At 59.6% G+C, this 25,085-nt stretch carries 24 protein-coding genes and 1 pseudogene; 17 read left to right on the top strand and 8 right to left on the bottom strand.

Annotation, left to right across the window (positions count from 1 at the left end):
- Positions 1-50: 50 nt before the first annotated feature.
- On the top strand, positions 51-749 hold the full coding sequence (locus IB277_RS36090; RefSeq protein WP_192373110.1) for a LuxR family transcriptional regulator: 699 nt from the start codon (positions 51-53) through the stop codon (positions 747-749).
- A 336-nt stretch (positions 750-1,085) separates the two neighbouring features.
- Here the strand turns inward: IB277_RS36090 and IB277_RS36095 are convergent, their stop codons facing one another.
- The 3 genes from IB277_RS36095 to IB277_RS36105 all read right to left on the bottom strand — a co-directional run bounded on the left by IB277_RS36095 (position 1,086) and on the right by IB277_RS36105 (position 4,043).
- On the bottom strand, positions 1,086-2,333 hold the full coding sequence (locus IB277_RS36095) for a type II toxin-antitoxin system HipA family toxin (protein ID WP_192373111.1): 1,248 nt from the start codon (positions 2,331-2,333) through the stop codon (positions 1,086-1,088).
- Positions 2,326-2,661: a helix-turn-helix domain-containing protein gene (locus IB277_RS36100; protein WP_029742477.1), complete on the bottom strand. Its 336-nt coding sequence runs from the start codon at positions 2,659-2,661 to the stop codon at positions 2,326-2,328. The genes IB277_RS36095 and IB277_RS36100 overlap by 8 nt, the downstream gene beginning before the upstream one ends.
- Before the next feature lie 455 nt (positions 2,662-3,116).
- A complete protein-coding gene (locus IB277_RS36105) occupies positions 3,117-4,043 on the bottom strand; it encodes a nucleotidyltransferase and HEPN domain-containing protein (RefSeq protein ID WP_246812903.1) in 927 nt (308 codons plus the stop codon).
- 407 nt (positions 4,044-4,450) lie between these two features.
- Between IB277_RS36105 and trbB the strand changes: the two genes are divergently transcribed.
- The 12 genes from trbB (at position 4,451) to IB277_RS36165 (ending at position 15,514) form a co-directional block, all read left to right on the top strand.
- A complete protein-coding gene (gene trbB, locus IB277_RS36110; protein ID WP_192373143.1) occupies positions 4,451-5,419 on the top strand; it encodes a P-type conjugative transfer ATPase TrbB in 969 nt (322 codons plus the stop codon).
- Positions 5,409-5,789, top strand: coding sequence for a TrbC/VirB2 family protein (locus IB277_RS36115; RefSeq protein ID WP_192373113.1), 381 nt, complete (start codon positions 5,409-5,411; stop codon positions 5,787-5,789). The genes trbB and IB277_RS36115 overlap by 11 nt, the downstream gene beginning before the upstream one ends.
- Positions 5,761-6,075 (top strand): conjugal transfer protein TrbD, encoded by a 315-nt coding sequence (locus IB277_RS36120; protein ID WP_089045407.1) that lies wholly within the window; start codon positions 5,761-5,763, stop codon positions 6,073-6,075. The genes IB277_RS36115 and IB277_RS36120 overlap by 29 nt, the downstream gene beginning before the upstream one ends.
- Positions 6,076-6,085: 10 nt before the next feature.
- Positions 6,086-8,536 (top strand): conjugal transfer protein TrbE, encoded by a 2,451-nt coding sequence (locus tag IB277_RS36125; RefSeq protein WP_192373115.1) that lies wholly within the window; start codon positions 6,086-6,088, stop codon positions 8,534-8,536.
- A complete protein-coding gene (trbJ, locus tag IB277_RS36130) occupies positions 8,508-9,311 on the top strand; it encodes a P-type conjugative transfer protein TrbJ (protein ID WP_192373117.1) in 804 nt (267 codons plus the stop codon). The genes IB277_RS36125 and trbJ overlap by 29 nt, the downstream gene beginning before the upstream one ends.
- Positions 9,305-9,481 (top strand): entry exclusion protein TrbK, encoded by a 177-nt coding sequence (trbK, locus tag IB277_RS36135; RefSeq protein WP_192373119.1) that lies wholly within the window; start codon positions 9,305-9,307, stop codon positions 9,479-9,481. The genes trbJ and trbK overlap by 7 nt, the downstream gene beginning before the upstream one ends.
- Before the next feature lie 4 nt (positions 9,482-9,485).
- Positions 9,486-10,670: a P-type conjugative transfer protein TrbL gene (gene trbL / locus IB277_RS36140; RefSeq protein WP_192373145.1), complete on the top strand. Its 1,185-nt coding sequence runs from the start codon at positions 9,486-9,488 to the stop codon at positions 10,668-10,670.
- A gap of 20 nt (positions 10,671-10,690) precedes the next feature.
- A complete protein-coding gene (locus tag IB277_RS36145) occupies positions 10,691-11,353 on the top strand; it encodes a conjugal transfer protein TrbF (RefSeq protein WP_060644937.1) in 663 nt (220 codons plus the stop codon).
- A gap of 16 nt (positions 11,354-11,369) precedes the next feature.
- On the top strand, positions 11,370-12,182 hold the full coding sequence (trbG, locus tag IB277_RS36150; RefSeq protein WP_029742466.1) for a P-type conjugative transfer protein TrbG: 813 nt from the start codon (positions 11,370-11,372) through the stop codon (positions 12,180-12,182).
- Between the two features lie 3 nt (positions 12,183-12,185).
- Positions 12,186-12,623 (top strand): conjugal transfer protein TrbH, encoded by a 438-nt coding sequence (gene trbH, locus IB277_RS36155; protein ID WP_192373121.1) that lies wholly within the window; start codon positions 12,186-12,188, stop codon positions 12,621-12,623.
- A gap of 12 nt (positions 12,624-12,635) precedes the next feature.
- The gene (gene trbI, locus IB277_RS36160; RefSeq protein ID WP_192373123.1) at positions 12,636-13,931 is read left to right on the top strand and encodes an IncP-type conjugal transfer protein TrbI; all 1,296 of its coding nucleotides are present in this window, start codon (positions 12,636-12,638) and stop codon (positions 13,929-13,931) included.
- Positions 13,932-14,425: 494 nt separating this feature from the next.
- The gene (locus IB277_RS36165) at positions 14,426-15,514 is read left to right on the top strand and encodes a GSU2403 family nucleotidyltransferase fold protein (protein WP_192358408.1); all 1,089 of its coding nucleotides are present in this window, start codon (positions 14,426-14,428) and stop codon (positions 15,512-15,514) included.
- A 23-nt stretch (positions 15,515-15,537) separates the two neighbouring features.
- On the opposite strand, the gene IB277_RS36170 is transcribed toward IB277_RS36165, so the two are convergent.
- The 4 genes from IB277_RS36170 to traA are packed head-to-tail and all read right to left on the bottom strand — an operon-like array spanning position 15,538 to position 21,184.
- Positions 15,538-16,140: a TraH family protein gene (locus IB277_RS36170; protein WP_192373125.1), complete on the bottom strand. Its 603-nt coding sequence runs from the start codon at positions 16,138-16,140 to the stop codon at positions 15,538-15,540.
- 13 nt (positions 16,141-16,153) lie between these two features.
- The gene (locus tag IB277_RS36175; protein ID WP_192373126.1) at positions 16,154-17,320 is read right to left on the bottom strand and encodes a conjugal transfer protein TraB; all 1,167 of its coding nucleotides are present in this window, start codon (positions 17,318-17,320) and stop codon (positions 16,154-16,156) included.
- Complete coding sequence (gene traF, locus IB277_RS36180; RefSeq protein ID WP_192373128.1) at positions 17,310-17,876, bottom strand: conjugative transfer signal peptidase TraF; 567 nt, start codon at positions 17,874-17,876, stop codon at positions 17,310-17,312. The genes IB277_RS36175 and traF overlap by 11 nt, the downstream gene beginning before the upstream one ends.
- On the bottom strand, positions 17,873-21,184 hold the full coding sequence (traA, locus tag IB277_RS36185; RefSeq protein ID WP_192373130.1) for a Ti-type conjugative transfer relaxase TraA: 3,312 nt from the start codon (positions 21,182-21,184) through the stop codon (positions 17,873-17,875). Before traA ends, traF begins: the two co-directional genes overlap by 4 nt.
- Before the next feature lie 253 nt (positions 21,185-21,437).
- Between traA and traC the strand changes: the two genes are divergently transcribed.
- The 4 genes from traC to IB277_RS36205 are packed head-to-tail and all read left to right on the top strand — an operon-like array spanning position 21,438 to position 24,307.
- Positions 21,438-21,734: a conjugal transfer protein TraC gene (gene traC / locus IB277_RS36190; protein WP_060520078.1), complete on the top strand. Its 297-nt coding sequence runs from the start codon at positions 21,438-21,440 to the stop codon at positions 21,732-21,734.
- A 4-nt stretch (positions 21,735-21,738) separates the two neighbouring features.
- Positions 21,739-21,954: a type IV conjugative transfer system coupling protein TraD gene (gene traD / locus IB277_RS36195; RefSeq protein WP_090299536.1), complete on the top strand. Its 216-nt coding sequence runs from the start codon at positions 21,739-21,741 to the stop codon at positions 21,952-21,954.
- The gene (traG, locus tag IB277_RS36200; RefSeq protein WP_192373132.1) at positions 21,941-23,857 is read left to right on the top strand and encodes a Ti-type conjugative transfer system protein TraG; all 1,917 of its coding nucleotides are present in this window, start codon (positions 21,941-21,943) and stop codon (positions 23,855-23,857) included. Before traD ends, traG begins: the two co-directional genes overlap by 14 nt.
- A gap of 9 nt (positions 23,858-23,866) precedes the next feature.
- The gene (locus IB277_RS36205) at positions 23,867-24,307 is read left to right on the top strand and encodes a thermonuclease family protein (protein WP_192373134.1); all 441 of its coding nucleotides are present in this window, start codon (positions 23,867-23,869) and stop codon (positions 24,305-24,307) included.
- Positions 24,308-24,844: 537 nt separating this feature from the next.
- Here the strand turns inward: IB277_RS36205 and IB277_RS36210 are convergent.
- Positions 24,845-24,970 (bottom strand): annotated as a pseudogene (locus IB277_RS36210) (DUF736 family protein); the annotation flags it as partial.
- Positions 24,971-25,085 lie beyond the last annotated feature (115 nt).

Raw genomic sequence — 25,085 nt, forward strand, 5'->3', positions numbered from 1 at the left:
CTTTTTGCGAGCATTGCACGCTTGGCAATCGCAACCGGAGATGATGCCAGATGAATTCGGCCCTGGACCAACTAATTGACGCAAGCAATGTTGCAATGAATGAAGAAGACATTCGCGAGGCACTTTGCGCGTTCACGAAGCGATGCGCATTCGACTGGTTTGCCTATGTCGATATGACCTTCCCATTCGGTGCAGCGTTCACGAACTTCCCCGAGGCGTGGCAGGACGAGTATTCCGCCTGCGGCTACTTGCAGATCGACCCCGTCATGGCCCAGGCCCAGCGCTTGATGCGCCCGTTCGCCTGGCTAAACGCACCCACGCCGGGTGCCGACCGCAACGTCAGACTATTCTGGGAGGGCGCCGGCCGCCACGGCATTGGGGGAGGGGTATCCATCCCTATCCGTTGCCCCTTCGGCAACTTCGCGGCACTGACTTTCGCCGCGAGAGACTGGCCGCATACCAAATCGCCACTCGACGAATTCAAGGCGATCGCCGCGGTCGCCTTCGTCCATGCACGCATCGTTGCGTGCCGGCCCACCACGCTCAAGGCGCCCGATGTCAATCTTTCGGCGCGCGAAGTCGAATGCCTCGCCTGGGCATCGCTCGGGAAATCGATGGCAATGACAGCGGAACTGGTGGGCATGCGGCCAGGCACCGTGAAGTTCCACCTCGATCGGGCGCGAATGAAGCTTGGAGCGTACAACCTCACCAACGCCGTTTATCAGGCAACCCGTCAACGATTGATTTAGTGCCAGGTGAACGTTCGCAGTCGGCGACGCCGATCCTCCTCGAACAATACCGCCAACCTCGGAGCTAAGGGCGGTCCATGATGGGATGCGAGACCATAGCGAACTTGTGGTTCTTTTCGAACAGCTCGAACTCGCCGCTCGATAACAGGACTGCCCCTATAACCTTGCAAGCAAGGTCTCTCCGTTGGCGGCGGCGGTATGGTCTCAGCTCGCCGCCGACGCGGGCAATCTAGCGCTCGTGCAGCGTGGCGAGGAGGTTGCCCCGAGAGGCGATGCGTCGCGCCCAGATAGCCATGTAGCAGGAGGACGGATCGAAGCTGTGGAGGAAGGTCCTCGTCACAGGGCTAGCGCGCGCTGCAGATCGTCGTGCTCGAACGCGCTGGCCATGCGGTTGATCTCGGCCGACCGCGCACCGACCACCTTTGCGGTCTCCCGCCAAGTCGCGGTGGCGGTCGCCACTTCTTTGATGATAGTGCGAGCTTGGGCGAGCGTGAGCGCGAAGAACCCGGCGGTTTCTTCCAGCAGATCGAGCGAGCAGGTACCCTCATCGAGATCGATATTGGTCGTCAACACCCGTGCCTTGACGTCGGTCGGCACCGGATTGAGGTCATAGGCAGGGGACAACGACCACCCGACCTTACCGAGCCAGAGAAAGCCGTGATTTCGCAGGTGATCGTCGACGTTGGAAATCAGCACATTGAAGGCCACGCGGCGATAAAGGGCGTGGGCATCGGTTCTTCCTTGCGCTCCGTGTTCAGCCAACGCGTCCACGATCTCTGGGTAGCTACCGCGCTCACCGTCCCTGGCGCCCATCATCGCCATTGCCGACAGGAAGGGAATTCGGACGGTACCATCGCGGTCGAAGCGACGGGACAACATGACCTTCTTACCGGCCACGTCTATGAGTTCGTGGAGGGGCGTCGCAATGCCGGCCTGATCAGCCAGTCGCAGAGCAATCTCCTCCCATGTCTCCATGCTATATTCGTCGGTCTCCTTGGGAAACTTGGCAATCGAGAGGTGGCCATGTTGATCGATGACGGAGGCCTTCGGCCGGGCCCCACCAAGCGACGAGCCAGGTGCAAAGATAAGTTGGAGGTCTTCGTCGGTCTCCTCATCGCGTAGGATCCGCTCGGTGATCTGCAGCAGGCGACCGAGCTCGATAAAGGCGGGGACACCGGCGCGGATCGGAGCCTGGAACGGCTCTTCGCCGGCCCAGCGAAAGCGTAGTGCACCCAACCGGGTCTCGTCGGCGACGCCAAGCAGATAGTCACTTTCAGCTAGCGTGCGCACAGCACGGCCGTCCCGCTCCGCAATGCGTCGTTCGGAGCGTTGCATGAGGCGGCGGCCCCAGGTGTCAGGTGCCGAATCGCCGATGGAGCCGAAGGTCGTGAGGCCGGCGGGCGGCGCGAAAGCTCCTCGAGTGAGGGCCAAAGCCGGCTCCAGCGAGAAGCGGTCGGGGTCCTCCAGCCAGGCGCGGTCATACTCGAACATGATAGTCTCAGCGCCACGGACGCGATTGCTCCGCGCCAGCCCGGTCGGACGCGTGCGGCCGTGAAGGTCGATGTGAACTTCGAAATCAGCCATCTCGCGATGATCCCGGCAATCGCCTCGGGTGAGCGTGCTTAGGTAGTTGGGCGCTGGCCAGCGACTGACCGACACTGTCGTTACTGATGTCGGCGATCTGGCTCAGCCCATCCAAGAGGCCAAGCGCGTGCAGGACGCCGGCATAAATGCCGATACTGACGTTGGTGTCGCCTGCCTCGATCTTCTGAAGTGTCGAGCGCGACGTGAAGGCACGTTCGGCCACCACAGCCATCGGCAGCCGCCGGCGCCGACGTGCGTCATGTATGTCTGCGCCCAGTTTGCGCAGCGCGCGCCGCACCGCGGCCGGAGGATTATGAGGTGTCGGCATTTGCTACCTTCGCACTACAATTTGGCCGAATATGTAGCACCAAGCTTACAATTTTTCCAGAGGCGATAGTCAAACAAGAAGTCCAACGGGTTCAACTCGGGAAACGGTACGATGAGAAGTCTGACGCGCCGGTCCGCCACTCTATATAGGCTCTCAGCGCTCCTGCACTCCTGCGCTCCTGCGCTCCTGCGCTCGAATGAAGGCCGACAATGGTGATGTCACCAAACATAATCGTGCCAAGCGCATCGACTTCGCCCCACGGGCTCATCGGATACTCACGCTCGGCTCTGGATAGACGCGCCGGATCGTTTTTGCTTCTTCGACTCCTTGAGACATGAGGCGAATACAGCAACGCGTATGGTTCTATCCGATCTTCTGCCGGACCGAATTTGCGACGGATACGTTTTGCCTGACGGTCTTGCCGGGAAACGGCTCACCCAACATATCCTCCCCACCTAGCTTTCGAGTTTAGTAGCCAGAGCTTCGAGCGCATTGAGATGGTCTTCGCAGACTTTCTTGACCAACGCGTGGAGGACTTGCGTGCGCTCGACAAGGAAAGCGAGCGCCTCGTCGGTTATCTGGTAGTGCTTCGAGTACCGCGCCTTCACATAGGCTTCGTTTATCGTGTTGAACCAGGCAACATAGCGCTGGCGGTCTTGGGGCCAGGCATCCGCCAGACTACGGTCAAGTTCTTCCGCAAAGCCGCGCAGGGAACGCAGATTGTGCGTCGGCGGACCATAGTTCTTCAGGACAAGCAGCACGGTCGAATAGGCGTGTTCTATGGATTGATGGAGCTGAAACGCTGCAAGTGCGGCATCACCCTCAGATATGCAAAACCGTGCAACCTTGAGGAATCCAAGGGCGTGCGGCAACCGGCCCTGATAATGCTCGCGCGCGACATCAAGTTGCTGCTGCGGGCTTAGCGGTCGCGGCTCAGCGAGCGGCTCACTGTCAAGTTCATAGAGCACAATCCCTTGTTGACGGATATCGCAGAAGAAGTCGTTTCCCTTTTTGAGCTCTTCATTCACCTCCCGCCGCGAATGCACGATAAACGGCACTTGGTCGCCTTTCAGCATTTTGTCGGTCAGCAAGCGATCAGCGGCGCTGTTCCAGTAGGTGACAAAATCCGTCAGCTTGCGATTGTTGACGATGACCAACAGGTCGTAGTCGGAACGATATCCTTTGCCAGTGTGCGCCTCATCCACCCAATCGCCGCGGGCATAGGAGCCGAACAGGATAACCTTGAGTATGCGCCCCTTCTTCTTGAACTCCGCAGCGCCTTCGGCCAGCGCATCGTCGAACTCCTCGCGCAGGATCTCCAATGCCCGAGCGAGCTGGCGCCGCTTGGCTTCGGGAAGGTGATCCAGGCTGGATTTCATCATGGTCGGAGGAGGCTCTAGCTTCGCGGTTCAATGGGCAGTCGATTGAAACAATATTAAACACTCTCCGACTCGCCGCAACCCAAGCGTTAGATGCTGCTGCCGCCGAGGCTTTGCCCCGACGGGCCAATCCTCCCGGCGGGGGGCGACTAACACTTCTGCGAGTAGATTGATCCGCGCGACGCTGCAAATCTCCCCGACGACCCGAACAGGAGATTTGCTTGATGCCTGTCATCCCAATGACTCGTTGCGAAACCAGTCCGATTGCGTGCCGTGACATCCCCGGCCCAGTGGCAACTACCGGGACGCGGAGCTTCGACGCCGAAGTTGCCGCTGCTGGCCTTTGGCTTACTTCTGATCAGCCGCTCGTCTCGATGGCATCTCTCCAGCAGAAAGTTGCATGAGCCATGATGACACCCCTCAATCGCTCACTTCCTCGCCTCATTAGCAAGCTGCAGAATGCTCTCGGCGATCATCTTTGCGTGGCCCTCGATGATCCGAGCGTGGTCGAAATCATGCTGAACCCCAACGGGAAACTGTTCATAGAACGCTTGGGCCACGGCATCACAACGGCGGGTGAGTTGTCCCGATCTGCGGCAGAAACCGTGATCGGCACCGTCGCTCATGTACTGAACTGCGAGGTGGACGACGAACGCCCGATCGTTACGGGCGAGCTTCCAATTGGCGGCCACCGCTTCGAGGGTCTTCTTCCGCCGGTTGTGTCGGGACCATCCTTCACGATCCGGCGCCGTGCCTCACGACTCATCCCCCTAGACGAGTTTGTCACCAGCAAAGTCATGACGACCACACAGGTCGAAGTCATTCGGAGTGCGGTGGCCGCAAAGCTGAATATCGTCATCTCCGGCGGCACGGGATCAGGCAAGACGACGCTTGCCAACGCAATCGTTGCCGAAATCGTCGCCCAGGCACCAGAGGATCGCCTCATCATTCTCGAAGACACGGCCGAAATCCAATGCGCAGCGGAAAATGCCGTTTGCCTCCACACGAGCGATGCCATTGACATGTCCCGTCTCCTCAAAAGCACGATGCGACTTCGGCCCGACCGCATCATTGTCGGTGAAGTCCGCGACGGAGCAGCCCTAACGCTGCTGAAGGCCTGGAACACCGGCCATCCAGGTGGTGTTGCGACGATACACTCGAACACGGCGCGCTCTGCACTTCGGCGTTTCGAGCAGCTTACGGCCGAGGTCAGCCAGCAACCGATGCAGGCGGTGATTGGGGACGCTCTCGATCTGATCATCTCGATCGAGCGGACACCGAAGGGACGTCGCGTCCTGGAAATCCTTCACGTCGAGCGATTTGCCGGCGGCCAGTACCAGATCGAGCCCTACGCCGAGGAAGCACGCAATGCAGCCTAACCGCAGATTTCTTCCATTCAGCATTGTTGCACTATCTGCAATCGCTGTTGCTGGCCCCGCGGTCGCGGGCTCGGGCGGAGGACTTCCATGGGAAGGGCCGCTTGAGCAGATTCAGGAGTCAATCACTGGTCCAGTCGCCGGCTATATCGCGCTCGCGGCAGTCGCCATCGCCGGCGGCATGCTGATCTTTGGTGGCGAGCTAAACGACTTCGCACGACGGCTGGTGTATGTGGTCCTGGTCGCCGGGGTCCTGCTCGGTGCCACACAGATCGTCGCCCTTTTCGGCGCCACCGGAGCCACCATCGCACTGTCGGAGTCGCAGGCAGAATCGGTGTGTTCGGATGGAAGTTGGGAGGCGGCGCGTGGCTGAAACCGGTCTTCAACGCAACCGTATACATCGGGCCCTCTCCCGACCAAACCTTCTGCTTGGTGCAGATCGCGAACTGGTGCTGATTACAGGCCTTGCCGCCGTCATCCTTATCTTCGTGGTGTTAACGGTCTATTCGGCGCTCTTCGGGATCGCTGTCTGGATCATGGTCGTTGGCGCGCTACGCATCATGGCCAAGTCGGATCCGCTGATGCGGAAGGTCTACCTCCGCCACATTTCCTATAGACCCTCTTACAGACCAACCGCCTCGCCGTGGCGCAAGTATTGAGGAGGCGAGCATGGTCGCGCTCAAGCAATTCAGGGCCAAAGGCCCTTCGTTTTCTGACCTCGTACCCTATGCCGGTATGGTGGATAACGGCGTCCTTCTCTTGAAAGACGGAAGCCTCATGTCCGCCTGGTACTTTGCCGGGCCAGACCTGGAAAGCGCGACAGATCAGGAGAGGAACGAGCTCTCTCGCCAGATCAACGCCGTCCTGTCGCGGCTGGGCAGCGGTTGGATGATCCAGGTCGAAGCAATCCGGATTCCAACCGTCGACTACCCGTCGCAAGAACGTTGCCATTTTCCGGACCCAGTTACGCGGGCAATCGATGCGGAACGCCGCATGCATTTCGCGCGCGACAACGGGCATTTCGAGAGCAAGCACGCTCTGGTGCTGACGTATCGGCCGCCCGAGTCCAGGAAAGCGGTGCTGAGCAAATATATCTACTCCGACGAAGAGAGCCGCAAGAAGTCCTACGCCGACACGGTTCTCATCGCGTTCAAGAACGCTGTCCGCGAGGTCGAGCAATACTTCGCAAACACCCTATCCATGCACAGAATGCGAACCCGCGCCATCGCCGATCGAGGCGGCGCACGAACAGCCCGCTATGACGAACTCCTTCAGTTCGCCCGGTTTTGCATTACCGGCGAAAACCATCCAATCCGCCTCCCAGACGTCCCGATGTATTTGGACTGGATCGCGACGGCCGAGCTTCAGCACGGGCTGACACCGATGGTCGAAAGCCGCTTCCTCGGCGTCGTCGCGATTGATGGCTTTCCTGCTGAGAGCTGGCCGGGAATCCTGAACAGTCTTGACCTGATGCCGCTGGCCTATCGTTGGTCGTCGCGTTTCGTGTTCCTCGATGCGGAGGAAGCTCGACAGAAACTCGAGCGGACGAGGAAGAAATGGCAGCAGAAGGTGCGGCCGTTCTTCGATCAACTCTTCCAGACGCAGAGCCGATCAGTCGATCAGGATGCTCTCACCATGGTGGCGGAGACTGAGGACGCCATCGCGCAGGCATCGTCGCAACTGGTCGCCTACGGTTACTACACGACTGTCGTCGTGTTGTTCGATGGCAACAAAGAAGCCTTACAAGAAAAAGCGGAGGCGGTCCGCCGGCTGGTTCAGGCCGAGGGTTTCGGCGCCAGGATCGAAACACTAAACGCGACGGACGCCTACCTCGGAAGCCTGCCGGGCAACTGGTACTGCAACATCCGTGAGCCTCTGATCAACACCAACAATCTCGCTGACCTCATCCCGTTGAACTCGGTCTGGCCGGGTGATCCGGTAGCCCCGAGCCCGTTTTATCCGCAGAACTCGCCGCCTCTCATGCAGGTCGCCAGCGGTTCGACACCCTTTCGGTTGAACCTGCATGTCGATGACGTCGGTCATACTTTGATTTTCGGCCCCACTGGCTCCGGCAAGTCGACTTTGCTGGCGCTGATCGCTGCCCAGTTCCGACGCTATGAACATGCCCAGATCTTTGCCTTCGACAAAGGAAACTCACTTCTGCCGCTGACGCTTGCCGCAGGCGGCGACCATTATGAGATCGGCAGCGACGAGAAGGGGAGGGCACTGGCGTTCTGCCCGCTTTCGGAGCTCTCCACCGACGAAGATCGCGCTTGGGCGACCGAGTGGATCGAGATGCTTGTGGCGCTTCAAGGCGTCACGATCACCCCGGACCTTCGCAACGCGATCGCCAGGCAAATCAGGCTCATGGCCAGTGCGCCCGGACGTTCGCTGTCTGACTTTGTCTCAGGCGTTCAGCTTCGTGAGATCAAGGATGCTCTGCATCATTACACGGTTGACGGTCCGATGGGCCAGCTGCTCGACGCGGAGCATGACGGGCTCAGTTTAAGATCGCTCCAATGCTTCGAGATCGAACAGCTCATGAACATGGGAGAGCGCAACCTCGTTCCAGTGCTTACCTACCTGTTTCGAAGGATCGAAAAGCGTCTCGACGGATCCCCAAGCTTGATACTGCTCGACGAAGCCTGGCTGATGCTTGGCCACCCGGTTTTCCGCGACAAGATCCGTGAGTGGCTCAAGGTTTTGCGGAAGGCAAACTGCGCCGTTGTGCTCGCGACCCAGTCGATCTCGGATGCTGAGCGCTCTGGCATCATCGACGTGTTGAAAGAATCCTGTCTAACCAAGATTTGCCTTCCAAACGGTGCTGCGCGGGAACCCGGCACTCGAGCGTTCTACGAGCGGATTGGCTTCAACGAGCGGCAGATCGAGATTGTTTCGATGGCCACTCCAAAGCGCGAATACTACGTGGTGACGCCCGAGGGCCGCCGGCTCTTCGATATGGCGCTGGGTCCTTTTGCGCTCAGCTTCGTTGGCGCGTCCGGCAAGGAGGACCTCAAGCGCATTCGCGAGCTCAGATCGGAACATGGCCGGGACTGGCCGACACAATGGCTGAAAACGAGAGGAGTTCAGGATGCTGCGTCACTGCTCAATATCGAATAGGGTGGTTCCGGTATTAGCCGCCATTGCCATGGCATCCTTGTCCCCGCTGCCGGCACGCTCCGGCTCGGCAACGGGCGTTGCCACAGAATGGACGCAGCTTGCCAACAACGCTCAGCTCGTCGATCTCCTCAAGAGCAGTGGCCTGCAGGTCGACAACCAACTGACCCAGATCAGCCAGCTGGCGGAGCAAATCCAGAACCAGCTGAAGATTTACGACAACATGCTCCAGAACACGGCGCGATTACCTGATCATATCTGGGGCGAGGTCGAGCGCGACCTGAACCAGTTGCGCGGCATCGTGGAGAATGGGCAAAGCATCGCCTTCTCGATGGGTAACGCGGACGACGTTCTGCAGAAGCGCTTCAAGAGCTACGCAGACTTGAGGAAGAACCTGCCTAGCGGTGAGAGTTTCTCGTCGACCTACCGGGCCTGGTCAGAGACAAACCGCGACACAATCGCCGGCACTCTGAGGGCAGCAAGCCTCACCGCCGACCAATTCGATACGGAGGAGGGCACCATGGACGAGATCCGGTCGATGTCACAGTCCGCGGACGGACAGATGAAGGCGCTGCAAGTCGGTCATCAGATCGCTGCACAACAGGTAAGCCAGATGCAGAAACTGCGCGGTCTCGTCTCGCAGCAGATGACGATGATGGGCACGTGGCTTCAGTCGGAACAGACCGACAAGGATCTGGCACAGGCGCGGCGCGAAGAATTCTTCGGAGCGACCGCTCCGTCCACGACAGGTGGTGAAAAGATGAAGGTGGAATGGTGAGAACGAAAATCATCCTGGTCTCATTGGCCTTCACCCTCGCCATCATCAGCACAGGCGTCTGGATTCTCATGTCGGAGAAACAAGCGGCTCAAGAAAGACGTGCAAAGTTCTACGGCAGCTCAAGGGCATATCCGACCTCGGGCGGTGAGAAGATGAAAATTGAGTGGTGATCCCATGTCATTAACGCTCCATCCTAGATTTCGGGCGGTCGCGCTCATCGCAGCCACTGCAGCGTTGGCCACCACACACCCGGCCCTTGCGCAGGAAGGCTCGGTCCTCACGTCTCTGCAAAACCAAATCACAACGGCAGCCAAGGGTTGGGAAACCACGGTGATGGACGCGGCCAGCTCGCTCTTCTGGATTCTTGCGACAATCGAGATTGGCGTCGCGGCGGTCTGGCTTGCCTTACAAGCGGCCTCACTCGACAGTTGGTTCGCCGAGCTCGTTCGCCGGATTCTGTTCGTCGGCCTCTTTGCATTCGTGCTCGAGCAAGGCCCGGAGTTTGCGAAGTCTGTTGTCGATAGCTTGTTCGAGATTGGAGCCGGGAACGGTACCGCCTCACCTGCAGATGTCTTCAACGCCGGTTTGGTCGTTGCCACCAAGATGTCGGAGAAGGTGCAGTTTGGCCTTTTCGAGGACAATGCACTGGCTATCTCAGCGGCGGTGGCAATGGTCGTGACGGTGATAGCGTTCTCGCTCGTGGCGGCGATCTTCGTATCGGTGATGGTCGAGATGTACCTGGGTCTTCTCGCCGGCATGATCATGCTGGGTCTCGGCGGATCGTCATTCACAAAAGACTTCGCAGTCAAATATCTCGTCTACGCCTTCTCCGTCGGCATGAAGCTGATGGGACTGGTAATGATCTCACGCATAGGATCCGAGGTTTTAATCGGGCTCGCGAATGATCCCGAAGTGGGCGACCAGTTTCAAACCGCTCTGGCGATTGCCGGCATAGCCGTCGTCGTCTTCATCATCGCCATGTACGTGCCCGCAATTCTGCAGGGCGTCGTGCAGGGCGCCTCTGTGACGGGTGGAATGGAAACCATTCGTCATGGGGGTCAAGCTGCCTCCTTCGCCGCCGGTGCGGCGTCACTGGCAGCCGGTGCGGTCGGCGCCGGCGCCGCAGCCGCCCAGTCCGCTCGCGCAGCCGGCTCAACGACCGCCGCCTCAGCGCTTCGCGGAATGGGAGCCGCTCTCGGCTCCGGCGGCAAGGCAATGGGGTCTGCCGCCAAAGAGAAGGCGATCGGATCGCCTGGTGCCTATGCCGGGTCACTGCTCGGCCTTGCCAACGCGAAACTCGACAAGGCACGCGGGCGCGCCGGCCGGAGCAACGCGATGCCTGAGCGAAACGATGAATAGTTTATCGAAGGAATATACCAATGGCAGCAAACCGCGCCCCCGAAAACCCGTACCTTGCTGCGCGTCAGGAATGGTCCGAGCGATACGGCTCCTATGTCAAGGCGGCCGCCGCGTGGCGCATCGTTGGCATTCTCGGGCTTGCCATGGCTGTTATCGGATTCAGTTACGCAATGTATTTGAGCACCCAGGTCAGGCTGGTGCCCTACATCGTCGAGGTCGACAAGCTAGGCACCCCGATCGCCGCGGGTTTCCCGGAGCAGATAGAGTATGCCGATGCGCGCGTGGTGCGTGCGACGCTTGCAAATTTTGTGGCGAGCTTCCGGAGCATCTCCCCGGATGCAGTGGTCCAGAAGCAGTACATAGACCGCACTTACGCCCTCCTTCGCACATCGGATCCATCTACCCAAAAGATCAACTCATGGTTTCGCGGCAACTCGCCGTTTGAGAAGGCCAAGTCGTCGACCGTGGCCATCGAGGTCAACAACGTTGTCGCGCTTTCGAACCAGACCTACCAAATCGACTGGACGGAATACGAGCGCGACCGCAAGGGCAAGGAATCCGGCACGCGCCGGTTCCGCGGGATCGCAACTGTCACGCTGACGACGCCGCAGGACGAGGCGATCATCCGCATCAATCCCATTGGCCTCTACGTCCAGGACTTCGACTGGACCGCGCAGCTTTAAGGGCAGGGACATTCAAATGCACAAATCAGTATTGATGGCGGCGGCAGGCTGCATGGCCGGGCTCGCGTTTGTCGGCGGCACGTTCGCGCAAGATATGACGACGAGCGAGGCAAAGGGCACGAGTTTATCCGCCAAATGGCGTGGCGCGCCGGGGCTCGTTACAAAGGGGCCCGACGGCAAGGTCATCTTCCTCTTTGGGCAAATCCAGCCCTCGGTGGTTTGCTCGCCGCTCCAAGTCTGCGATATCGAACTGCAAGGCGGCGAGATCGTTCGCGACGTGCTCGTTGGCGATACGGTCCGATGGAAGGTCGAGCCGGCGACATCAGGTGCTGCCGGCGGGCAGGCAATCCATCTCATCGTCAAGCCATCCGAACCTGGCATCGTGACCTCAATGGTCGTCACGACGTCGCGGCGAACCTATCACATCCAGCTGAAGTCTCATCCGAACCAATATATGGCCAGGGTGGGGTTTGAGTATCCGGAGGATGTCGCGCACAAGCTCGCCGATATCAACTCACGACTGGAGGCCGGGAGCTTCGGGTCGGCGGCGCCCGAGGTGCTGACTTTTTCATATACGGTAAGCGGACGCGCGCCTTGGAAGCCGAAGCGCGTCTATTCCGATGGCCGCAAGACCTACATCCACTTTCCACGTTCCATCGCCGGGCAGGATGCACCGGTTCTCTTTGTCGTCAGCGGCGGCCAGAACCGCGTGGTCAATTACCGCATGAAGAACGACATGATGATCGTCGACTACACCATCGATCGGGCAATCCTTGTCTCTGGTGTTGGCTGGCGTCAGCAGAAAATCACGATCAGGCGAGGAGGTTGAACCGTGCCAAGATTTTTCGCCGCTCTCGTTGCGGCACCCCTTCTTGCAAGCTGCCAGACCGCCGATCCACAGCACTCGGTGATAGGAGCGCCGATCGCCATCACCGGGCCGGCTGCAAGCGCGATAGCAGGCGACATGGCGAGCAGGTTTGCCGAGCAAATCAGGTCCGCCGGCGCGGCCACCATCAAGTTGCAGGGAGAGCCGTCCGAATATGCGGCCGCGCTCGAGGCCGCCTTGAAGGGGTGGGGACATACGATCGTTGCCGATGGAAAAGCTGCCAAGGATCAGAACCCGATCGAACTCGCCTATTCAATCGATAGCATCGACGGCCAGGTTTTCGCGCGGCTGACCACGTCCTCGATCTCGCTTGGCCGCGCCTACACGCCCACTGCGACAGGCGCGACGCCGACGAGCCCGCTTTCGATCATGCAGCGCGGATGACAGGAGGCGACTTTGGTTCAATCGCTACAGCTCGGTGCATCCCCTAATGGCGACGATCAGCATGGGATGCGCCGCCTCAACCGGCTGCCAATCATCGTCACAGTCATGATCGTTGCGCTGTTCCTCGGCGTTGTCGTGATTGGACTTTCATGGCGCGGACTATCGTTCAATCGAGCCAATGAGCTTGAAAGCGCGGCAAACGGCAGCGCTACGAATTTCGGAGACCAGTTGAAGCGCGGTGTGCCGGACGGGATTATCGGGGAGCCTGAAGGCAAAGAAAGCGTCCAGCCGACGCCAGCCGTTGTCGAGAAGGAGCAGGCGAGGGAGCCGGACATCGAGCGGCAAGCAGAGGTCCGCGATAGCAAGCGGCAACGGCTGGAGTCCGAGGAAGACTGGAAAGCTCGACTGAAGCGCGAGCAGGACGAACAATATATCCGGGAAGCCCAGCGCCAACGAATGGCCCGCCTGCAGGCGCGTGCTACCGCAATGGATTCACCTCTGACTGTTGACGTCTCCAACGCTCGGACGTCTACCTCTGATCGTGTCAGCGGCAGCCAGAGCTCAAGTCGCGCCCCCAATAGCGCTTCTGACCTCTATGCAGCCGCGATGAAGTCCAGTGCGATGGGCCAGAATGCCGATCCAAATGGACAAACATCGAAGGAAGACTTTTTCAATCAGGACATCAAGGATCTCGGGTACCTGCCCAACCAGGTCGTGCCGGCGCTTTCTCCCTATGAGCTGAAACGCGGCTCAGTCATCCCTGCGATCTTGCTTACGGGCTTGAACTCCGACCTACCTGGAAGGATCACAGCGCAGGTCAGCCAAAACGTCTATGACAGCGCAACCGGACACCGCCTGTTGATCCCGCAAGGTGCAAGACTGTTCGGGCGCTACGATTCAAAGGTGTCGTTCGGCCAGCAGCGCGTGCTCGTTGTGTGGACCGATCTCATTCTTCCGAATGGCTCAACACTACAGATCGGCGGCATGGCCGGCACGGATGCCGAGGGCTATGGCGGCTTAAGAGACCGGGTCGACCGGCACCTCTGGCGAACATTCGGATCGGCGGCGCTTATTGCGCTCATCGGCACCGGGATCGATGCTTCAATGCCGGAAAGCTCGACCCTTGCGACACAGGATAGCGCCTCGGACGCAGCGCGCAGGAATTTCGCAGAAACCTTCGGACGCGTCGCCGAGCAGACGATCTCCAAGAATCTCAACGTGCAGCCGACAATCCGGATCAGGCCGGGCTACAGGTTCAACGTTCTCGTCGACCAGGACATTATCTTCCCATCCCATTACAAGGGCTAGCTGAGCACGGCCATTAGACGAACCTCGTCGGTTGTTGATCGATTTCCGCAGGTTGAGCTCCGGCGACGGCGCACCGTTAGCGCCTCGCTATTTCCGTGCATTGTTGCGCTTTTATTTGGCGCCTTCGACAAACACTAATATCAAGTATCTGAATCGCACTAATTTTATGCTTTGGACTCAAACGCCGCAGTACGGCCAACGATCCTTGGGTGTTTGGACGAAGGGGTTATGCCTTTTTTGTGGAAAGGTATAACGTTGATTTTTTCGACGACATCAGGGTCCTATCCTTGACCCTCGATTCCCATCCAGTTATACCTTTTTTTGATAAACGGTATAACGTCGAGGAATGCGACACGGACAGCTGAGTCCGGTGAAAAATAAGCCGAGATTCTCCCCAAGAGAGAGCCAGTGGCGGTCTATCCGCTCGGCGACAAGCGGCTTGCCTATCCTGCTACGCAATCGAGATGCAGAAATCCGAGGAAAAAAGCCCGCCAATGAAGCAAATCGACCTCATGTACCAGACCATGCTGGCCGAACTCGGCCAACGCTCGCTCGACGCCGCATGGACGGCCGACTTCCCCCCTGAGGGCAGGTTCACGCCGGTCACAGTGAAAGATCGCCGCTACTGGTACTTCGATATCCCTGATGGAACTGGGGGCAGGACACGCCGCTACGTTGGTCCTGCGGACGATCCGGACATCGCAAAGCGCGTCGAAACCCACAAGCGAGAGAAAGACGACCTTCGCGCCCGCAGGCGCATGGTGGCGTCGCTGACCCGCGAAGGAGGCATGATCGCTCCGGATTCAATGACGGGCGATATCGTCGAGGCGCTGTCGGCTGCAGGCCTATTTCGGCTGCGGGGCGTTCTCATCGGCACGGTAGCTTTTCAGACTTACGCCGGAATCCTCGGTGTTCGCCTGCCGATGGCCGCGCTCCTCACAGGCGATGCGGACATCGCACAGGACTACGCCATCTCTCGTGAGGTTGAAGACACCCTGCCGCCGATGCTCGAACTGCTGCAGTCAGTGGATCCCACCTTCATCCCGGTGCCCCATCGATCGGGCGCCGCGTCCTCGTCCGCTTTCCGAACCGCCAACGGCTACAGAGTCGAGTTTCTGACATCGAACCGCGGCTCAGACGATTACCTCGACCAGCCCGCTAAGATGCCAGCTCTGGGTGGAGCTCGTGCCGATCCGCTGCGTTTTCTCGATTTCCTGATCCGCGATCCGGTGCGGACAATGCTGCTTCACAAGTCCGGTGTCCCTGTGACTGTCCCAGCCCCCGAGCGGTATGCCGTCCATAAGCTCATCGTCGCCAGCCGCCGACACAACGACGTGCAGGGGGCTGCGAAGCGGGACAAGGATATCCGACAGGCCGAACTTCTGTTCGAGGCCCTGCAGCAGACGAGGAGGGCATCGGACCTAGCCCTCGTATACAACGAGGCGTGGGAACGCGGTCCGCAATGGCAGGAAGCCATTCGCGCCGGAGCTGGCATGATGAGGGAAGAGGGATTGGACCGCCTTAGGGACTGTCTCACGTACGGCGCCATCCAGATCGGCGAAGATATCACAATGCCATTCTGACGACACAGGGAACGGGGTGAATGTCAATTTCCGCCGATGCGGGACAGGTCAATGCGAATTCCAGCGCGTCCAAGATCCTCATTCGTCCCGTTCGCGGGTATGGTCATTGCTGCTTCCTCATCATCGATCGAATGCACTTTGCTTTGCTTCGGCATTTCGATTGAACCTCCCGGGTCCTCCGCCTCGAACACGCTTACGCCTTCGAACTCTCCCGTCTTCCAAGCATAGACCGCATCCTCGAAAATCTGCGGAAAGACGTCATCGCTCCTCGGATTGCCGTACCATTTGGCAACGATGCGCAGGATCTTCGCAAACATCAGCGTGCCCATTCGCAGGTTCGCACATGGTTCGACGAGGTCGGATTTCAGTTCGGACGCCTCTTTCAAGCCTACTCCTGCCGGAAACTGCGTTAGGCCCACGCGAACGACTGCGCGCCCTACATTCTGCCGAATGATCTCCATTGCGCTGTCCGCTGTTGTCGCCTTCGGCACGAGGATCAATCGCCCGCCCGAATTCACGGTAATGGTAAGCGGATCGGGCGAGCCGGCTGCCTCAACAAAATTCTCTACGATCGCCGGCCTGAGTGAGGGGTCGGCACATTCTTTGATCAACGCAATGTCCATCATGCGATCTCCCGGTTCACGTATTGAAGGAAATGACGAGAGGTTTGTCGAAGAGCCGTGCCCAGGCCTGAGCGCTGGCGCGTTGGATGTCGACGATTGAGGTTCCAGCCGTCCACCAGCCATTGCCGACGGCGACGATGGCGTCGGGATCACGGAGCATCGATTGCAGGACCGGCCAGGCGACAAGCAATTCGTAGCAAATCAGGGGAGCGATGCGGGTATTACCAACGAAGGCGGCGGAATCGCCAAAGAAATGTGCTTTGGCGCCACCGTCTCCCCCTGTCCAGGCCTGCCACGGCTGCCACATGGAACCGGGAACCGGCATTCGCTCACGATAAGCGACTTCACCACCCTTTTCGGAAATCGACACCAAGACGTTGTCGTATCCATCGTCATTCAAGACCGCTGCGCCAGCGAGCACGATGAGACCGGTTCCATTCAGCTCATGGTTCCAGAGGCGTTCGACCGTCGGCGTCCAGAAACCGAGCGCGCTCTCGGGAAGAACGACAACCGAACCTTGGCCTTGGTTTGCTGCCCCGACCGTTGCTGCCAGAGCACGGTGGCGGTCAAGATTGCTCACGCGACCGAGGGAGGCGCCGAAATCAAGATCGACACCATGCCAACCCGAAAGTAAACTCTGCGTCGTCCACTCAGCGGCGGACCAGAGCCAGAAGCTCATCAAGGCTATGGCTGCAGCCGGCCGAAGCCAAGTCGTCATGACGGCGAGGCCGGCTGCCATCAGCACCAGTCCCGACCAACCCCATCCCGGGAACACGACGCCTGCGGCGGTGATCGGGTGCGCCCAGCCAAGAATTCCAAATGGTGGGACCGCCATGAGGACGGATGCGCCGAGATAGAAAATCCCGCGCCGCCAACCACTTCTTCCGGTCCAACAGGACGTATGGACGACGACGAAGGCGCTCGAGGCGATCAACCACAGTATCAATCCGGGCCAGAGGTCGAACGCGTAAAACGTTGCCACACCTTGCGGCAAGCCACGCGACGCCGACAGAAAGTAAGCGGTGGAAACCAGCGCGGCCTGCGCTCTGTTTTCCGCCGTGGACCAGAGTGCGGGAAATAATGCCGAGACCGGCAGCAGCAGCACTTCACCGCTCCAGCCAACCCATCCGACGGCCGCAGCACTGATGACCTGCAGGAGAGGTCGGAACCAATTATGGGACATAAGTGATAACCTCCTCTGCCAAACCGAGGATGCCCGACGCCGGCACCGGGCCGAAGTATCGAGAATCGAAGGAGCCCCGGAAACCAGAGTGCAGGAACACGGTGCCCGACGGCACGCTGCCGCCACTGAAAGCTGTCAATCGTCGGCCTCTCCCGTCCTTCGATGAAAGCGTGGAGCTCAACACGGGAATACCGTCGATGGTGACGTTGTGACCGATCTGAACGTATTGGCCTGGCAAGGCCACGATCGTCTTGATAAGCGGAGCGTAAGCGCCTGGGCAAAGTCCCGCCCTCAGATAACCGCGCTGGCGCGCGATCTCCATAGACCTCGCCTGCGGAGGGCAGATGAAGACGAGATCGCCGCGGGCTGCCGGCCGCTCGAGCGGCCTGATACGCCAGACGCCCAACGGCTCGCTTGGTGTCAGGTTCACACGATAACCGAGGAGCCCGCCCAAGCCGACAATGATCGGAATTGCCAGGGTGACGACCAGAAAACTTCTCGACCGGACGCTTGCGCGTGATGGCCGACCCGAATGTCCAAATAGTGCAAGGATCATTTCAGTGAGAGCCCCTGGCTCTTCGTTTGACGAGATGTCTCTGACTGTTTCAAGGCAGTCATGGTGTGCTCATGCGCGGCGAGCTGCTGAGCGGTCCGCATGGCGTTCCAAGCAGATTGGACCTCGCCCTTCTGCGATGGGTTCATGTCCGACGTCAGCCTCTGGAACGTCTCGCCGTTCGGCTCTTTCGCAGCCAGTGTGAGGAAGGTCCGTTCGCCAAACCGCTCGGACACCGCCCTGGTAAAACCATCGAGTTCCGCCTTCACTTGTCCCTCGGCAAGCGCAAACTCCAGACCCGCCGGAAGATCATTCCGATCGATCGCATCTCGAACCCGTTCGAGTATCTGCTTGGCGGACGGCGAGAGGACGGGAATGTCGATCGAGAACTTTGCGCGGATCGACCGTTCCTCCGTCTCGTGCTTGCGCTCGGCCACCGCGCGGTGGCGCAGGTAGCGTTCCAGATTGCGCGCGAGAGCGGGGGCATTCAGAGTCGCCTTTTCTCGATCTTGCTTGTGGGCGCTGCTCACGAACATGCCTGTCTTGCCCTTGAGCGCACCAAAACTTTCCGGTTCCGTGTTGATCTTCGCGATCGCGGACTTCGCGGCAGCTTCGTCCGCAAGGATGGCGTCGACATTGATCGCTTTGAATGCGGCTTCCGGCTCCGCGTAGACAACGAGGAAGCGAGATGAGACTTCCTCCCACTGCTTCTTCAGACCGGGATCGGCTGCAAGCCTATCCTCTACCGTCTGCTCAAGCGATTTTGGAAATACCTTAATTCCTGACACCATGGGCTTTGCCTCGTTGATGGCGCTCGCTGTTTCGGATGATTTCTTGATTGGGGACAGGCCCAAAGCTTTGCCGAGGGCAGACAGTTGAGCGCCGAGCTCAACGAGCCGCTGCTTCTGCCGGACAACCCAAACGAGCCGGTCTCGCGCTAAAGTGCGCGCGACATTGACGAGATGGAATCCCCGAGCTTCGGCAAAAAGGAGGGCCTGGCGGTAGAAGCTGCCGTTCACATAGTCGAGCGTGGTTTCCTTCGAATTCTTGCGAGACAGGATCGCGATTAGGCCGCCGGCCTTCGCAAAAGAACGACGGCCGTAATAGACGCCGAGATCCTCGCGATGGCGCGTCATCGCCACATAGGTCAGATGACGATCCAGCGAGAGGGAAGCGAGTACTTTCACCCGGTCGACCGTGGCACCCTGGCTCTTGTGAATGGTGGTCGCGTAGCCGTGATCGACATTGCTGTAGAAGCGCTGATCCACCGAGATCTGGCGGCGATGCTTGCCGTCGCCAATCTCCGCAACGATGCGACCGGGAGCCGCATCGGCGACTTTGGCCAGCATGCCATTCTTGACGCCCAGCGATCCCTCGTTCTTCAGGAAGACGATCTGGTCGCCCGCTGCGAAACTGCGATCGCCGTCTGCTGTCTTGAATGTCGCACCCGACTTAATGATGCCGCGCTGTATGAGCTTGGCCCGCGCCAATTCGTTCAACATCCGGACGTCGCGCAGTAGATGAGCGAGGATCAGGGAAGACTTCGCAGGATCGAAGTCGCGGTTCCAGTCGGCAATGAGAGCTGCGACTGCCTCCGACTTCAGTTCTGCGCCGATCATCCTGCCGTTGGCGCGATAGGCTTCGACCGCCTTGCCGACATTGCTACGCGCCAGATCGAGCGAAGCATCGCGCATCCACTGCTCGCGCTGGCGGTAGATGATTTCGAGCTCGGCATAACCGATCCGATCCGCGATGGCCCGGAAGGCGGCGCCCGCTTCGATCGGCTGCAATTGCTCCGGATCGCCGACAAGAACGAGCTTGGCACCGGAACTGGTGACGGCTTCGACAAACAGCGCCATCTGCCGCGATGAGACCATGCCCGCCTCGTCAAGAACGAAAACGCAACGGTCGTCGAGTTGCTCGCGACCCTTGCCCCAGCACATTTCCCAGGACGCAAGCGTGCGCGAGGCAATGCCCGCTTCCTTCTCCAGACCTTCGGTCGCCTTACCGGCAAGCGCGCCGCCGACGACACGATAACCGGCGGCTTCCCACGCCTCCCGCGCCGCCTTCATCATGGTCGTCTTGCCCGCACCGGCGCGGCCGATGACAAGAGCGATGCGTGCTTTATCCACGACATGCTCGATCGCCGTTTTCTGTTCGTCTGATAACCGGTCATGACGTGCGAATGTCGCGTCGAGCACTGGCCGGCGAACTTCATGCGAGGACCGCTGCGACAGCCAGATCGCGCGATTGGCCATCCCGGCTTCCAGCCGGATCAGCTCGCGGGTGGTGTATTTCGCCGGGGCGCGCAAACCCGTCGCAAAGTCGATCCTCTCGAGATTCAGTCGCAGCGTCTCCGGGCTCTCCAGAATGCGCGCCATCAGGTTCTGGAAGAGGCCGGCGTCGTCGATATAGCGATGCAAGATCTTCGCGATGTCTTGGCTGTCGAAAACGCTCTTCTCACGGGTGAGCAGGTCGAGCACGATACCAGGATTTCTCTGGATCCGACGCGCATTCTCGGCGCGACGTTGCGCCTGGAGCTCCAACCGCTCGAGCGCTGCCACCTCTCCGCAACCAGTCGCTTTCCGCTCCATGGCCTTGGCGCCGACGCCGAGATGGATTGCGGGCATGAGCGCAATACCCTGCTTTTCGAAGGAGCGGCCATCGACGCGCAAGTCGAGGCCGGCGAGCGCAAGATGCCTGTTCTGGCAGGCGAACCAGCCATCTCGAAACACAATGAAGTCGTTGAGGCTTCCGGCCCAAAGCTGGTAGACGATCTTGCCAGCATCATTACGAAGCGGTTTGCCGTCCGGACCTGTGACAGCAACCTTCTTCGAACCGAACCCATCTTCGGTCAGGGGCCGCAATGTCGTCATCAGATGGATATGCGGATTGCCGGGCGCGTCGTGGAAGACCCAGTCCGCCACCATGCCCTGAGCCGTAATATGTCTTGCAACAAAATCCCGCACGAGCTCGATGTTCTGCGCGGCCGAAAGTTCGATCGGCAGGGCGATGGTCACGTCCTTGGCAAGCTGGGCGTCCGAGCGTTTCTCGAAATCCTCGACCTTGTTCCAGAAGGCTTCCGAGGCGCCGGACACCGAATGATAGGCAATCATCGATTGCAGCCATTCCGGCGCATCAGCGGGGATGACGAACTCCTCATGCAGAAGTCCCTGCTTGCGGGTGTAGTCGATCGTACGGGCCTCACGCTCGTAGTCCATCTTCGCGCAGTGCCGGTAGGCCGCCGACAGCACTGCACTTCGGCCGGAGCCGCGTGCGACGATACTGACGGAAAAATGCGGAGCGGCCATCGCGACGAAAGTTCCTGTGATCGAGCGAATTCAATACATTCGTCGTGAGCGGCGGCCCCGCTGGGCCAAAAAGCAAAGCGTCGCGTCAGCGACGTATAATTGCGCCCTTCGGATCCGCTCCTTCGGAACGGCCGGGATCATGATCAAAGGCGTTGGCTGCGCCAACTCGCACTTCTGTTAGTGGATCGGCACGCCGATCTGAACGAACCTGATGCTGTTCAATCCAAACAACATCAGACAGGGACAACCGTAAATGAAGAAGCCCTCCTCCAGGATCCGCGAAGAAATCGCCAAGCTCCAGGAACAGCTGAAGCACGCCGAGACGCGTGAAGCCGAACGGATCGGTCGCATCGCACTCAAGGCCGGACTCGGTGAAATCGAGATCGAGGAGGCGGATCTTCAGAAGGCCTTCGAGGATATGGCCAAACACTTTCGCGGAGGCAAAGTCGGATCGAACGGAAAGGGGCGGGCAGGGGTTGGCGTCGCGGCCACGACGGAAAGTGCGACGGTCTCGGCTGGCGCGACTTCGGGGAGCGGTCACGAGGCTTGAGCGCATGCGCCGCACTACGACTTCAAAGGCGCGCAAAAAGGACACGCGCGACAAGATCGAACTTGGCGACCTGATCGTCAAAGCAGGTCTGCGATACGAGAAGCGCGCGCTTATCCTGGGCGCGCTCATCGAACTCTCTCGCCGCCTCAAATACGATGAAGGCGAGCGAACCAGGCTGATCGCTATCGGTGCGGAGGCCTTCAGCAATGACGGCGACTAGGACCCTGTTGGTCGTCGCACCGGTCGCACTCATGGTGACCGCCATCTTTTTCACGACCGGAATGGAGACTTGGCTTCAAGGCTTCGGAAACACGGAAGCGGCAAAGGTCGCTCTTGGTCGCGTTGGAATTTCTGCGCCGTATATTGCAGCGTCGGCGGTGGGTGTCGTCTTCCTATTCGCGTCTGCTGGTTCGGCAAGTGTCCGCTTTTCCGGCTGGGGTGTCGTTGCCGGGAGCGGTGCAACAATCCTGATCGCCGCGTTGCGTGAAGCGGTACGTCTTGCCGCGTTTGTGGGGAAGATGCCGGCAGGCAAGAACCTGGCGGCCTCTCTTGACCCCGCAACAGTGCTCGGCGCTGCGATCGCGCTGATGGCGGCGTCTTTCGCTTTGAGGGTCGTGTTGATCGGCAACGCCGCTTTTGCGCGTCCAGAACCGAAGCGTGTCAACGGAAGACGGGCACTTCATGGAGAAGCGGACTGGATGAAGCTCGCATCGGCCGCAAGGCTTTTTCCCGAATCCGGAGGAATCGTTGTCGGAGAGCTTTACCGGGTCGATAAGGATAGCACTGCAGCACAGTCGTTTCGCGCGGATAGTCCCGACACCTGGGGTGCCGGTGGCAAATCGCCGCTCCTTTGTTTCGACGGGTCATTCGGCTCCTCACACGGGATCGTATTCGCCGGATCCGGCGGCTTCAAGACGACGTCAGTGACGATCCCGACGGCACTCAAATGGGGTGGCTCCGTAGTCATCCTTGATCCGTCGAAAGAAGTAGCGCCAATGGTCTCGAAGCATAGGCGAGACGCCGACCGGGACGTCTTCGTCCTCGATCCAATGGCCCCGGAGACAGGATTCAACGCGTTGGATTGGGTCGGTCGGTTTGGTGGAACGAAGGAAGAGGATATTGCGTCGGTCGCTTCGTGGATCATGAGCGAAAGCGGTGGTGTACGTGGCGTGCGCGATGACTTCTTTCGCGCGTCAGCGCTACAGTTGTTGACGGCTCTGATCGCCGATGTGTGCCTGTCGGGACGCACTGACAAAGCGGACCAAACTTTGCGTCAGGTACGCAAGAACCTCTCCGAACCGGAGCCGAAGCTTCGCGAGCGGTTGCAAACAATCTATGACAATTCGGATTCCGACTTCGTGAAGGAGAACGTTGCGGCCTTCGTGAACATGACGCCGGAGACTTTTTCGGGCGTCTATGCAAACGCGGTTAGGGAAACGCATTGGCTGTCCTACTCAAACTACGCCGCACTTGTATCCGGCTCGACGTTCTCAACCGGAGAGATTGCCACCGGACACGCGGACGTTTTCATCAACGTGGATCTGAAAACATTGGAAGGCCACTCCGGCCTTGCCCGTGTCATCATCGGCGCGTTGCTCAACGCGATCTACAATCGCAATGGGGAGATGAACGGTCGCACCTTGTTCCTTCTCGACGAGGTGTCCCGGCTCGGTTACATGCGCGTTCTTGAAACGGCAAGGGACGCCGGTCGCAAGTACGGTATCACGCTCACGATGATCTATCAGTCGATAGGTCAGATGCGAGAAGCTTATGGCGGGCGCGACGCGGCAAGCAAGTGGTTCGAAAGTGTAAGCTGGATCAGTTTCGCTGCCATCAACGATCCTGAAACCGCCGACTACATTTCCCGGCGATGCGGAATGACGACTGTCGAGATCGATCAGGTGAGCCGCAGTTTCCAGTCACGGGGATCCTCGCGGACACGTTCGAAGCAACTCGCGGCAAGACCATTGATCCAGCCGCACGAAGTGCTGCAGATGCGAGCCGACGAGCAAATCGTATTTACTGCTGGCAATCCGCCGCTTCGCTGCGGCCGAGCGATTTGGTTTCGCCGTGCAGACATGAAAAGTTGCGTAGCGGAAAACAGATTCGAAAAAATGAAATAGGAAGCCAGCATGAATTTTCTCAAAGGCTCGTTGGCCATCGCGGGCACGCTGCTCTGTATGGCTGGGCCGGCAGTCTCGCATGCCGCGGCGCGTGACAGCCTTTCGGCACAGTTTTCGATCTGCTCCAACGCCCCGCGCGTCAATTGCGTCGTAGATGGCGACACCTTCTGGTTTCGCGGTCAAAAAATCCGCATCGCCGACATCGACACACCGGAGCTCAGTCCGCCGCGTTGCGTGCGCGAAGCCGAGCTCGGTGAAGCCGCAAAGTACCGTCTGCTCGTGCTCCTAAATGCCGGGGAATTTTCGCTCACCAGCGGCTTGCGCGATGCAGATCGCAACGGCCGGAAGTTGCGGACAGTGCTGCGCAACGGATCATCGCTCGGCGAAATCATGATATCCGAGGGCCTGGCGCGCAGCTGGGCGGGACAGCGTCGGAGCTGGTGCAACTGACGCAGCCGAAGGCGATGAGACCTGTCGCGGCTCCCCGCCACTCTTGAGGCAATGAGCGTATCAGGCAGAGGACGCATCCTGCGTCCGGCGCCAATTCGCGCGCCGCTTGACCGGTTAAAAGGATCGCCGCAGGAGGGTTAGCATAGCGCCGCCGCCAGGCGGAACCCGGGACCGACTATCCCCGGCAAGCGGCTCCATTTGAAGCCACCTTTACGAAACATCACCCTCGTGAATCGATTGGCTGCGATCGATTCATATAAGTCGTTGGAGGTGCAACTGCCCGATCGGCGATGCTCGAGCCATGGGGGCGTATAGGCACGCGCGGGCGAGAGCGGGCGACGACAACGAATGAAATCGCCGCCAATCCCAACATCGGGTACGGCGGTTGGCGCGCCTTTGCAAATATTCGGACTGCACAAAACCGGCCCGAGAAATTTGCAACTGATGAAATCCCGCTTCCGGTACCAAGACCGCCAAGACGGAGCCATGTTTTCCTGCATTGCTGGGGCCCCGCCGGCGGCGGGGCCCCTGGAAACCTCAGTCCCTGCTCGGGCGGGACCAGATGAGCTGGAGTCCGTCTTCGCCTTCCACTTCAGCGAGCGTTGCGTAGATCGGGGCAGGGAAGCTCGGATCGTCAAGCTTGACCGACAGGGATCCTGTCCCAGGGAGTGGTGTAGGTGGCGGCCTTGGTCGCCGCGTTCTCCGGCATGGGCCGGGATGATCAGCGCGCCACGGCTGGCAGGCTGATGAGCGGATCATCGCTCATCTGGCTGATGGT

The organism is Ensifer sp. ENS07 (assembly GCF_014852185.1).
Taxonomy (GTDB): domain Bacteria; phylum Pseudomonadota; class Alphaproteobacteria; order Rhizobiales; family Rhizobiaceae; genus Ensifer; species Ensifer adhaerens.

Excerpts from the sequence above, each read along its gene's own strand:
- IB277_RS36125 (WP_192373115.1), top strand. The coding sequence starts at position 6,086 with ATGGTCGCGCTCAAGCAATTCAGGGCCAAAGGCCCTTCGTTTTCTGAC.
- IB277_RS36165 (WP_192358408.1), top strand. The coding sequence starts at position 14,426 with ATGAAGCAAATCGACCTCATGTACCAGACCATGCTGGCCGAACTCGGC.
- trbL (WP_192373145.1), top strand. The coding sequence starts at position 9,486 with ATGTCATTAACGCTCCATCCTAGATTTCGGGCGGTCGCGCTCATCGCA.
- IB277_RS36145 (WP_060644937.1), top strand. The coding sequence starts at position 10,691 with ATGGCAGCAAACCGCGCCCCCGAAAACCCGTACCTTGCTGCGCGTCAG.
- trbB (WP_192373143.1), top strand. The coding sequence starts at position 4,451 with ATGACACCCCTCAATCGCTCACTTCCTCGCCTCATTAGCAAGCTGCAG.
- IB277_RS36100 (WP_029742477.1), bottom strand. The coding sequence starts at position 2,661 with ATGCCGACACCTCATAATCCTCCGGCCGCGGTGCGGCGCGCGCTGCGC.
- traF (WP_192373128.1), bottom strand. The coding sequence starts at position 17,876 with ATGATCCTTGCACTATTTGGACATTCGGGTCGGCCATCACGCGCAAGC.
- traC (WP_060520078.1), top strand. The coding sequence starts at position 21,438 with ATGAAGAAGCCCTCCTCCAGGATCCGCGAAGAAATCGCCAAGCTCCAG.
- IB277_RS36120 (WP_089045407.1), top strand. The coding sequence starts at position 5,761 with ATGGAAGTTGGGAGGCGGCGCGTGGCTGAAACCGGTCTTCAACGCAAC.
- trbK (WP_192373119.1), top strand. The coding sequence starts at position 9,305 with ATGGTGAGAACGAAAATCATCCTGGTCTCATTGGCCTTCACCCTCGCC.
- trbG (WP_029742466.1), top strand. The coding sequence starts at position 11,370 with ATGCACAAATCAGTATTGATGGCGGCGGCAGGCTGCATGGCCGGGCTC.
- traD (WP_090299536.1), top strand. The coding sequence starts at position 21,739 with ATGCGCCGCACTACGACTTCAAAGGCGCGCAAAAAGGACACGCGCGAC.
- IB277_RS36115 (WP_192373113.1), top strand. The coding sequence starts at position 5,409 with ATGCAGCCTAACCGCAGATTTCTTCCATTCAGCATTGTTGCACTATCT.
- IB277_RS36095 (WP_192373111.1), bottom strand. The coding sequence starts at position 2,333 with ATGGCTGATTTCGAAGTTCACATCGACCTTCACGGCCGCACGCGTCCG.
- IB277_RS36205 (WP_192373134.1), top strand. The coding sequence starts at position 23,867 with ATGAATTTTCTCAAAGGCTCGTTGGCCATCGCGGGCACGCTGCTCTGT.
- trbJ (WP_192373117.1), top strand. The coding sequence starts at position 8,508 with ATGCTGCGTCACTGCTCAATATCGAATAGGGTGGTTCCGGTATTAGCC.
- IB277_RS36090 (WP_192373110.1), top strand. The coding sequence starts at position 51 with ATGAATTCGGCCCTGGACCAACTAATTGACGCAAGCAATGTTGCAATG.
- IB277_RS36105 (WP_246812903.1), bottom strand. The coding sequence starts at position 4,043 with ATGATGAAATCCAGCCTGGATCACCTTCCCGAAGCCAAGCGGCGCCAG.
- IB277_RS36175 (WP_192373126.1), bottom strand. The coding sequence starts at position 17,320 with ATGTCCCATAATTGGTTCCGACCTCTCCTGCAGGTCATCAGTGCTGCG.
- traG (WP_192373132.1), top strand. The coding sequence starts at position 21,941 with ATGACGGCGACTAGGACCCTGTTGGTCGTCGCACCGGTCGCACTCATG.
- IB277_RS36170 (WP_192373125.1), bottom strand. The coding sequence starts at position 16,140 with ATGATGGACATTGCGTTGATCAAAGAATGTGCCGACCCCTCACTCAGG.
- traA (WP_192373130.1), bottom strand. The coding sequence starts at position 21,184 with ATGGCCGCTCCGCATTTTTCCGTCAGTATCGTCGCACGCGGCTCCGGC.